At 65.5% G+C, this 9,128-nt stretch carries 6 protein-coding genes; 5 read left to right on the top strand and 1 reads right to left on the bottom strand.

The window, feature by feature from the left end; translation table 11 throughout:
• Window positions 1-141: 141 nt before the first annotated feature.
• From ACSDR0_RS47930 to ACSDR0_RS47910, 5 genes are all read left to right on the top strand, one after another.
• Complete coding sequence (locus tag ACSDR0_RS47930; RefSeq protein ID WP_435295663.1) at window positions 142-630, top strand: hypothetical protein; 489 nt, start codon at window positions 142-144, stop codon at window positions 628-630.
• A 466-nt stretch (window positions 631-1,096) separates the two neighbouring features.
• The gene (locus ACSDR0_RS47925; protein WP_435295662.1) at window positions 1,097-2,302 is read left to right on the top strand and encodes an IS110 family transposase; all 1,206 of its coding nucleotides are present in this window, start codon (window positions 1,097-1,099) and stop codon (window positions 2,300-2,302) included.
• Window positions 2,303-2,978: 676 nt separating this feature from the next.
• Entirely contained in the window at window positions 2,979-3,443 is a 465-nt protein-coding gene (locus ACSDR0_RS47920) for a hypothetical protein (protein WP_435295661.1), read from the top strand.
• Entirely contained in the window at window positions 3,440-6,514 is a 3,075-nt protein-coding gene (locus ACSDR0_RS47915) for an ATP-binding protein (protein WP_435295660.1), read from the top strand. The genes ACSDR0_RS47920 and ACSDR0_RS47915 overlap by 4 nt, the downstream gene beginning before the upstream one ends.
• Before the next feature lie 14 nt (window positions 6,515-6,528).
• Window positions 6,529-8,034 carry a hypothetical protein gene (locus ACSDR0_RS47910; RefSeq protein ID WP_435295659.1) on the top strand — a complete coding sequence of 502 codons (1,506 nt, stop codon included), beginning with the start codon at window positions 6,529-6,531 and terminating at the stop codon, window positions 8,032-8,034.
• Between the two features lie 208 nt (window positions 8,035-8,242).
• On the opposite strand, the gene ACSDR0_RS47905 is transcribed toward ACSDR0_RS47910, so the two are convergent.
• Window positions 8,243-8,629 (bottom strand): hypothetical protein, encoded by a 387-nt coding sequence (locus ACSDR0_RS47905; RefSeq protein ID WP_435295658.1) that lies wholly within the window; start codon window positions 8,627-8,629, stop codon window positions 8,243-8,245.
• Between the last annotated feature and the right edge of the window lie 499 nt (window positions 8,630-9,128).

Here is a 9,128-nt window from a genome sequence, read left to right as displayed (position 1 = left end):
GGCCGCATCCCTCACCCTCGCCACCGCCTGGCCGTCGCCGACCTCCTCGAAGTCGACGAGAACGACCTGTGGCCCGATGTCATTCGCCACCGTTCAGGACTCACCAATGAGTTGAAGGCTGTCTACCCTCACCGTTGGGCGGTGCCGGCGGACACTTGGCGCACGTTCTTCGCGTCCGCCACCGCCAACATCGACATCCTCGTCTACAGCGGCCTGTTCCTCGCCGAAGACTCCGGACTCCTGCGCATCCTCACCGACCGAGCACGGGCCGGAGTACGCGTACGCATCCTGCTCGGCGACCCTGACAGCCCGCACGTGACAACCCGCGGCACCGAGGAAGGCATCGGGGGCGACGTCATGGCCAGCAGGGTCAAAAACGCCCACGCTCTCTACCGGCCACTCCAAGATGTCGAGGGAGTCGAGCTGCGGCTGCACCGCACGGTGCTTTACAACTCCATCTACCGCGCCGACAACGAACTCCTGATCAACCTGCACGCCTACGGCACCCGAGCCCCCGAAGCACCGGTCATCTACCTGACCCACACCGAAGCCAACAGCACCGCAACGACCTACCTGACCAGCTTCGAACACGTCTGGACCAGCGCCGAACCTGCACGCCGGAGCCTCTGACAGACAGCCCGTCCAAGATCGAAAGAAACTTATCTGTTCGTCTTTAAAGGCGGCCCGCTGCGCGGCCCGCCGGGCGCGCCGGTCGGCAAGCGTGCCCGGCTGCGGCTCTCCGGCCGGTCCGGGCACGCACCGCCCCGCGCGCCCGCAAGGCTGGCAGCAGTCGCCAGTCAAGGCCGTGACGATCGCCCACTTCGGTTCTCGCCTGATCGGGCAGGGGCGATCGGCTCATTAAAAGATCCTGGGTAGGCAGCCCCTTGAAGGGTTGTCACCTCTCGGCCTGGCGGGTGCATGGCCTGCGATCGGATCGCCGCTTGACGGCTCGCGTGCAGTGGCGCCGGCCCCGCCGGGACGAGGGCGTCGAGATCGGCATCAGGAAATAGCCCCGTATCGAGGGCCGCAGTAATGAGCTTCCGGCAGACGTCCTCACCGAACCCCCAAGGTGACCTGCAGCGGAAGGAGTCACACCGTGCACACCGTCGGATGGGACTGGGGCAGTCAACGGCACGCGGTCACCGTACTGGATGAGAGCGGCGCCACTACCCAGCGATGGAACCTCAGCCACACCGAGGACGGCACCACCACCACCCTGCGCCGCCTGGCCGCCTACGGCGACCCCGCCCAGCTGCCTGTGGCGATCGAGACCAGCAAGGGACTGGTCGTCGACCGGCTGCTGGCCGCCGGGCATCCGGTCGTGGCCATCCACCCCGGCGCCTTCACCGCGATGCGTCCCCGTTGGGGCTCCTCCCGGGCCAAGAGCGACGCCTTCGACAGCTTCATGCTGGCCGACCTGCTTCGGACCGACGCGCCTCATCTGAGGTTCCTCGCCCCCACCGAACCGACGACGCTGGAGATCCAGGCCCTGTCCCGTCAGCGCAGCGACCTCGTCGCCGCCCGTGTCAGCGCCGTCAACCAGCTGCGCGCGCTGCTGGAGGCGCACTGGCCCGGCGCCGCCCGTCTGTTCTCCCACCTGGACTCCGACATCTCGCTGTCGTTCCTGGAACGCTTCCCCAGTCCGCAATCGGCCGCCAAGCTCAACCCCGTCACCATGACGGCGTTCCTGCGCCGATGCCGCTACACCGGCGGCAAGTCCGGCGCCGAACTCGTCGAACGCCTGCGTCAGGCCCCGCAGCCGGCCAGCCGGATCGGCCGCCACACCGTCACCGTCCTGATCACCACGCAGGTCGAGCAGGTCCGCGCCCTAGTCCGTGGCATCGCCGGCCTCGAAGCTGCTCTCAGCAAGGCACTGGACGAGCACCCGTATGCGTTCCTGTTCCGAGCCCTGCCCCGGGTCGGCATGGTCAACCTCGCCCAGATCATCGGCGAGATCGGCCCGATGCTGGAACGCGGCCTGACCGCCGACCAACTCGCCGCCGAGGTCGGCATGGCCCCGGTCACCCGCGCCAGCGGCAAAGTCCACACCGTCGGCTTCCGGCACAGCGCTAACCGAGCCGCCCGCAAAGCCATGACCCATTTCGCCGACAACAGCCGCCACGCCAACCCCTGGGCAGAGGATCTCTACCAGCGAGCCCGCGACCGCGGCAAACGCCACCCCAACGCGGTGCGCATCCTGGGCAGGGGCTGGCTGCGCGTGATCCACGCCTGCTGGCGCAACGGAACCCCCTACGATCCCGCCGTTCACCACGCCAAACACCGCACACCACCGGCGTCGTAGTACTGCCGCGGCGCTCCTGGTCCTCGCTTCGCTGCGGTCCAGGTCACCTTGCCACCGAACATCCCACGTCCTCACCGCACGCAGAACGCTTAACTTGCGGCTTGACCAGCAACGATGGGCTCAGTTCCTGGTGGGGGGTTGACTCAGGGAACTGCCGCGGCCCTCCTTCGTCGGGCCTTGCCATCGGATGACCTGGTTGATGCAGTTGCAATAACTGTCTGGAGGACTCTTCATGCCGTCCCGCAGGTAGCCCCAGAACGTCGACTGCCCCCTCCAACGGGTCTCGATCGCTACTCACGACGGTGTCAGCGATCTACTCGTTCGATAGCTCAGAAGGTAGGAAGTGAAGACTATACAATGGGTTATTTTTGGGGGACTGGTTGGTAAAGTTGAGATTGTCCGGACGGGGGCACGGATACATGCAAGTTCTGCGATCGCCGTGGTTCATGCAAGTACTCCTCCACCGGGAGGCTAGCGCGTCGGTTGTTTCAGAAGGCTGTTATGAATTCGGGCCGTACATGTTCGAATTGATGCGTGAGGGCCTCTATTGATAACTTGCGGTGTACATTGGCATTCTCCCTGGGAGGTGCATATGACTGGGTCACCGGGCGCTTCGCCTGGCGGATCGAGCGCAGGCAGCCAGGGCCTGCTTGAGGGACAGGCTCATGGTGTGCAAATGCGCTCTGAGCAGTACGGCGAGTCTGGCTCTGAATACATCCTCTCGTTCCGCGTCGAGCGCTATGACGCCTTGGGTAACCGCATTCTGCTCGTACCCGTCGAAATGCGAGGCCGCACGATTCATGGAGGGATCACCGAGGGCGACTGGGTGCGGGTGCGCGGACCAAGCAAAGATGGAACAGTCCGGGCGGCACATGTAGAGAATGTCACCACCGGTGCGACGGTCCGCGCTAAGGCCATCCCCACGGTAGTCAAGATAGCTGTAGCTGTTTTCTTCGCCGCCATTGTTATCTTCTTCATTGTCACCCTCGTGCAGATCCTCACCGCGGCATCTAGCTTTCATAGCGGCTTCGAATCGAACGATTTGCCGAGGTCATTCATCGCCGGTTCACAACTCACGGAGTTTCACCCCGGTCCCCGGGCTGGCCTTGGTCCTCCGATTGTTGAGGCTTGGTTCCTATGACTGTCGAGAGCCTGACGGTAGACGACCTCGACTACCTCCAGCGGACGGGTTTTGATCCACCGCCTGTCACGGCGGACTCCCCCATTACCTTTCCCCATGCGAGGCTTCGTCGCCTGCTTCGGATCGAAGGGGTGGGACGCCTGGAGAAACCTCACGGCGGCCGTTCCGGAGACGTCTTCCGGTTGATCACTAATGATCTTTTGGTGGGATTGTCAAACTGCCGGTTGCCGCTTGCGTTCATGATCGGCGCAGACGGGGGTCGCGCCAACGTCCGTATCGGCACGTGGCTTGGACAGCTCGGCACTGAGGGCGAACTCGAGGAGAATCTGGGCATCCTCAGGACCGCACTGGGCGCGCTACAGCCCCACATCGACGTGCGAGACGACGGGGCTCTAAGACAGTGGTCCCTCGGCGGCCTCGTACTCGGCGTGCCCACCGCCAAACCGCCCGACACCCCCGGCGACGGCTTGCCATACGACCGCCTGCTCCGCGCGATGTCCGGGACGTCCTGGGCCGCTCTAGTTTTGGCGGAGCCTGTGGACGAGATTGCTGTGCGTGCCCTCCGGCTCCGTCTGCTCAACGAGATCCGCTCGACGCAGACCTCTGCGAGATCGACCGGAATGCCCAGTCCACTTTCGGAACATTACATCAAGCTGCTCGATGGCTGGGTGCGTGCGCTGATGCAAGGGCAGGGGCTCGGGGCGTGGCGGACCGCGGTATATCTGCTGGGCGAGCAGGAGAGCTATTCCCGATTGGCGAGCGTGTGGAGGGGCGTGTTCGCCGGCGAGGAGTCCGCGCCGGAACCGGTGCGTGTGTGGGACCGGCCTGACGTGCCGGAGTTGGCGGCGCGGTGGGCGCTACCGGATCCGGCCGAAGGGCCCGCGCCGGGGTTGTTCCGGCATCCATATCAGCACCAGACGTTGTTGACGTCCTCGCAGTTGTCCGCCTACGTCCATCTACCCGAGCTGGAGACGGACGGCTTCGCCGTCAGCGTCGTACCCGCGTTCGACGCCGCGACGCGGCCGCCCGCCTCCGACGCGGTGATCGAGGTTGGTGCCGTCGTCGAGCGCGGCCGCCCGACAGCGTCGACGTTTGCGATCGACGTTGACCGCCTCACTCGGCACGGCCTTGTCACGGGTGTGACCGGCTCCGGAAAGACAAACACGGTCTTTCATCTGTTGCGTCAGCTGGTGCGCACAGCCACGCCGTTTCTTGTGATCGAGCCGGCCAAGACCGAGTACCGCGCACTGCTGCGGGATGATGAGCTCGGCGCAAGCCTCCAAGTGTTCACGCTCGGCGACGAGATGGTTTCACCGTTCAGGCTGAACCCCTTGGAGGTTCCGGACGGCATCCCGGTCGCCGTGCATCTCGACCTCCTGCGGGCAGTGTTCAGCGCGAGCTTCGGGATGTGGACCCCGCTGCCGCAAGTGCTGGAGGTCTGCCTCCACGAGGTCTACGCCGACCGTGGTTGGGACATCACCTCCAACAGCAACCGCCGCCTCGACGATGCTTCGAACCATGCCAGCGCGTCCCCGACCTTGACCGACCTCGTGAACAAGGTCGACGAGGTCGCGGCCGCGCTCGGCTACGAGGAACGTGTGACAGCGGACATCCGGGCGGCCCTGCGAACACGGATCAACAGTCTCCGCTCGGGAGGCAAGGGCCGCATGCTTGACGTGGGATGCTCCCTGCCGATCGAGCTCCTGCTTGAGCGCCCCACCGTGCTCGAGCTGCAAAACATGGGCGATGACGACGACAAGGCCTTCATCATGGGGCTGTTGTTGATTCGCCTGGCCGAGCAGCGGCGAGTCCAGAAGGACACCGAGGAGCTTCGGCACCTGCTGGTGGTCGAGGAGGCACATCGGCTGCTCGCCAACCCCAACATTCGTCGTGACGAAACCGAGGCCGACATGCGGGGCAAGGCCGTGGAGACGTTCACGCATCTGTTGTCCGAAGTCCGGGCCTATGGACAGGGCGTCGTCGTGGTTGAGCAGATCCCCACGAAGCTGTCCCCCGACATCGTGAAGAACACCAACCTCAAGCTCGCTCACCGGATCGTCGCCGGCGACGATCGGGCGGTGCTGGCTGCTGCGATGGCGATGAACATCCGGCAGGAGCTCGCGCTGGCTACGCTGGGCGTCGGTCAGGCCGCGGCATTTATCGACGGCGAGGACGCACCCGTGCTGCTGCAAGTACCACGGGTAAAGGGAGGTACGCAGACCTGGCCCACCGACCAAGAGGTACGCAAGGCGATGGCAGCGCCGTCCGATCTGCCAGCCCGAACCACCACCTTCGCGCGGACGGCTGACTGCGGCGAGACCTGCCAGAGCCAGCCCCAGGCCTGCGAACTGGCGCTCGCTCTGACCCAAGACCCGGAGGTGATGCGGACACTCGCCCGGCTTATTCTGTCAGCGATCCAGACGCCCGGCGGCCTGCAACGCACCTGGCCCGAGCTGATAACCGTCGTCGAATCGCGACGGCCAGCCTGGGTTGCGGCGGAGCCACTCCTTCGCTGCCTGCTGCTGCACGGTTCGACGGCGTTCTCGGCCCGGCGAGGCAGCCACGCGGGGTGGACCTATGCCGACACGGAGGGACTGGGCCTCGCGCTGCGGCTGGTCCTCGAATCCCAGCTGGACGGGCGCAACCCGGACGCGAGCGTGCTCACGCTACGGACACTGTTCTTGCGGCTGCAAGGCGCCGATCACGGGCCGTTCCCCGCTTGTGCAACCATCTGGGGTGAACGCGACGGGCCCTGCCTGTGCCGTTTCCCCGTCGCTGAGCTGATAGCAGACGGTGGCTTCGAGGCGCCTTGGGAGGAGGCTACCGAGGCGGACGGCCAAGCTTCGGAAGGGCGGTCCGAGACGTGGGCGCTGTGCCAGGACGCCGCCTACCATCTGGTGGAATTCCCCGACGACGGCCAGGATCCCGAGCTGGCGGAGCGGCTCACCGACGTGGCGCGGTGCACAGCACTGTGCTTCGGCCAGCAGATGCTCGCCACCCGGCCATGGACGCACCCGACAACCCAACGCCGCGTGCTCCAGCAGCTGGTCGAGGAAGCCGGACACGCCTGATAGGAGGGGCGCCAATGGGCAACGAACGAACGAAGGCGACGGACAAGTCCTCGGGCGGCAGCGGCAAGCGGGACGGTCCGCGCTCGTCCGCGGGCCGCGATCGTCCTAACCTCGGCAAGAAGGCCGCTGGTGCTGCTGCGAAGAAAGACTCCAGCGCCGCCCAGAAAAGGGACTCCGGCGCTGCCGCAAAGAGGTCAAAGGATTACCGCCCGGGTCAGCTGAAGGAGGCGAGCCGGACGAAGGCGACGGACAAGTCGTCGAGCGGCAGCGGCAAGCGGGACGGTCCGCGCTCGTCCGCGGGCCGTGATCGTCCTAACCTCGGCAAGAAGGCCGCTGGTGCTGCTGCGAAGAAAGACTCCAGCGCCGCCCAGAAAAGGGACTCCGGCGCTGCCGCAAAGAGGTCAAAGGATTACCGCCCGGGTCAGCTGAAGGAGGCGAGCCGGACGAAGGCGACGGACAAGTCGTCGAGCGGCAGCGGCAAGCGGGACGGTCCGCGCTCGTCCGCGGGCCGTGATCGTCCTAACCTCGGTAAGAAGGACGCTGGTGCTGTCGCAAAGAGGTCAAAGGATTACCGCCCGGGTCAGCTGAAGGAGGCGGGCCGGACGAACTGGAGCAAGGAACGTTCCAAGCACACGCGCAATGCCGAGCGCGAAGCTCGGCGCTTTGTCAAAGCCGCCACCGGCATGGACGTCAAGGTCGCTGGCAAGAAGGTCCACTGGCACCATCACGCTGATGTGCAAGAGTCAAAGAGAGTTGGTCTGAGCGCCGACGTGGCCGGGGAGCGCGAGCGCATGACCGCTGTGCACTCGCGGCAGGACAAGAAGGTCTATGGCACGGTTGGCGACAATGCCGACCCGGCGAGGAACAAGCGCTACACCCATCACAACGTTGCCTCGAAAATGGACAAAAGCGAGCAGGCCAGGGCGGCCGGCGCACGGAGTGACAACCCTGAGCTGCCGCGCAATGACAAGGCACGTGCCGGGCTGACTGACGCCAGCGCTACGAGCAAGTGGCGCTTCCCTGCCACGGCTGATCAAACCGAGCGCAAGATAATGACATGGGACCGCAAGGAACCGGCCGGGCCCAGGGTCGACGCCAAGGGCATCGTCCTGAAGCTCGGAGCGCCGAAAGCCGCTGACCTGCCGAAGACTCTCCCGAACCCCGAAGCGCGGGTTGCGAACCCGTCGCGGTTCGGTAAGGCGCTCGACGCGACCCGCAAGGCGCTTGACGTCGCGGGCAAGGTCGGGAGGGGCGCCGCCCGGGTGCTCGGCTTCGTCGGAGCCGCAGCCGGAGCGTTCGATGAGGTCACCGAGATCATCGCTAGGGAGAAGCCCGAGATGCTCCGTGAAGGGGTGAAAATCGAGCTAACGCGTCCACTGATCGATATGCCGTTCATGAAGGAGAGGACGGGCTACACCGTCGAAAAGACGGACGGTCAGGTGATCTACCGGGGTCCCAACGGCAATCCTGTGAGCCGAGACGAAGCCATGTTCCACTCCGCTGCTGGCGAGAGGGCATAGTTTGTAGCGTTCATCCTGGTCAGGTAGGACAGAGGATGTGGCGGACGGCGACTTGATCGGAGTGGGCGTGAGGGTGCGCTCGGTCATGCTCGATGCGGGTGAGTCGGTGACCGCTCCCCTCCGAGATCCTGCGCGACGCCCTGACGAACACGAACCTCGCGGACGACTGCGAGCTGTGGCAGACCCGGAAGGGCGGGAAGTCCGCGAGCTACGGACTGGCAGAGCGGCGCTCCTGTTGCTCTCGGCACCGCTCGCCCACCGCCCGAAACGCGGCCTCGGCCGCCTCCAGGCCCGCCACCGCCGCGGCCCACAATGCCGCCTCTGGGGCGGTGGCCGTCGGCGCCTCGCCAACGGCCTCGGCGCGCAGCTCGTCGGCGAGGCCCCGCAGCGCCTTGGCGGTCAGGGACATCCGCCCAAGCACGAGCGCGATATCCGTGGGCACCGGCCCGCCGGGGTCGCGCTTGCACTCCTTGACGTAGCCGAGCAGATGGCCTGCCGAGCTGACCATGCCGTGCGACGTGAGATCGATGGTCTCAGTCACCCGCGCCACGATCTCGGCCAGGTCGGGAGAGTCCCAGGAGGATTCGGTCGCCATGGCGTCACGGTACGTCGCGCGTGTGGAGTCGTCATGAGGTTTCGTCGACCGCGAGGCCCAACCGCTCGGTGCTTGCGGTGATTTTCGGGACGCGGGAAGCGAGCGCTCCCGAGCGTTCATGAAGGAGAGGACGGGCTACACCGTCGAAAAGACGGACGGTCAGGTGATCTACCGGGGCCCCGACGGCAAGCCTGTGAGCCGGGACGAAGCCATACGCAAGTCCAGCAACCGCTGGAATGCCCCCGCTGGGCCCGAGCGGATTTGACGCGCGAAGTATGCATGACTGCCGACTCAACGGAGCGCGGCTCCGACTTATCTTGTCGAAATCACCAATGAGCTCACCTCGCTGATACGAATACGCCGGAAGCTGTCAAACCGATTGAGACATCAGGCTACTTGTGGTGTTTGGACTGAGGTCTCGGTCTGAGAGGGCGTTTGATTTGCGTTGTTTGCCCTAGTACGTCCCTCGCCAGGTTGGTGTGGCTTCGTCGGTTATGCG

This window comes from Streptosporangium sp. G11 (genome assembly GCF_051192615.1).
In the GTDB taxonomy this organism is placed as follows: Bacteria; Actinomycetota; Actinomycetes; order Streptosporangiales; family Streptosporangiaceae; genus Streptosporangium.
Note: the sequence above shows the minus strand (reverse complement) of the source record. Positions and strands in the feature narration are given on the sequence as shown.

Coding starts and splice junctions, on each gene's coding strand:
- ACSDR0_RS47920 (WP_435295661.1), top strand. CDS start 2,979: ATGCGCTCTGAGCAGTACGGCGAGTCTGGCTCTGAATACATCCTCTCG.
- ACSDR0_RS47915 (WP_435295660.1), top strand. CDS start 3,440: ATGACTGTCGAGAGCCTGACGGTAGACGACCTCGACTACCTCCAGCGG.
- ACSDR0_RS47910 (WP_435295659.1), top strand. CDS start 6,529: ATGGGCAACGAACGAACGAAGGCGACGGACAAGTCCTCGGGCGGCAGC.
- ACSDR0_RS47905 (WP_435295658.1), bottom strand. CDS start 8,629: ATGGCGACCGAATCCTCCTGGGACTCTCCCGACCTGGCCGAGATCGTG.